This window comes from Vibrio sp. 1978 (assembly GCF_033344345.1).
On record NZ_JAWPOP010000274.1, the window covers coordinates 1 to 846 of the forward strand.

The 846-nt window shown below is 49.1% G+C and carries 1 protein-coding gene and 1 pseudogene; both read right to left on the reverse strand.

Annotation, left to right across the window (positions count from 1 at the left end):
• On the reverse strand, positions 1-713 hold a 713-nt coding region (locus tag R8N49_RS26045), incomplete at its 3' end, for an iron chelate uptake ABC transporter family permease subunit (protein WP_318190316.1).
• Positions 710-846 (reverse strand): annotated as a pseudogene (locus tag R8N49_RS26050) (iron-siderophore ABC transporter substrate-binding protein); the annotation flags it as partial. The pseudogene R8N49_RS26050 and the gene R8N49_RS26045, both read right to left, overlap by 4 nt.

The window sequence follows — 846 nt, forward strand, 5'->3', positions numbered from 1 at the left end:
ATACCCATCACCATTAACGCCCCAAACGCGGGTAATACCGCTAAGCCTCGGGCTGCTGCACCTTCTTGTCCCAGTTTCACTAGGGTCAGAATGCGTGGTGCGACAATCAAAATGACGATTGCGATAGTAGAACGTGGCAGCAACCATTCAAACCAATCCCAACTGTATTGTGAAAGGTCGCCCGCTCCCCACATAAAGATGTTTTGAGCAAACTGTGCATTGAGAATAATTAGAGCTGTCGCGATGGAGCCAAGCAAAATGTTGATGACCATACCGGAGACCACTAAGGGTAACCCCGTCATATTGCGCACACCAGCGATCGAAATGATCAAACCAAACGCGACCAAAGCACCTGCCATTGCAGCGAAAGCGGAATAGTCGGCCACCCAGTCAACAAACCAAATGTTAACGATGACCAACGCAAGCCAAGCACCGGAAGAGGTGCCTAAGGTCAGCGGTGAGGTGAGGTTGTTTTGCGTTAACTGTTGCATCAAGCTACCAGTCAGCCCGAGCATTGCACCAACCAATAACGTTATGCTCAATCGAGGTAACTGAGACTGCATAAAGAAAACATCACGAAATTCGCTGGCGCTTTCTGGTTGAGTGAACAACTGCCATTGTTCACTCAACGACAAGCTCGTATCAATTTGTAAGCTCAATAGGCTAAGCAACGCAATCAGCGCGGCATAGCCAATGTACGGTTTCGTTCTCATTGTTTTGGTGCCAGTTCAATTAAGCTGTCGGTAATGGCTTCTGCCATGTATTGCAAAGACATCGCGCCGCCGTAGGCCCACACCGCTCTTACCGAATTTACGCGCTGTTTTTTCACGAATGGCATCGCTTGCC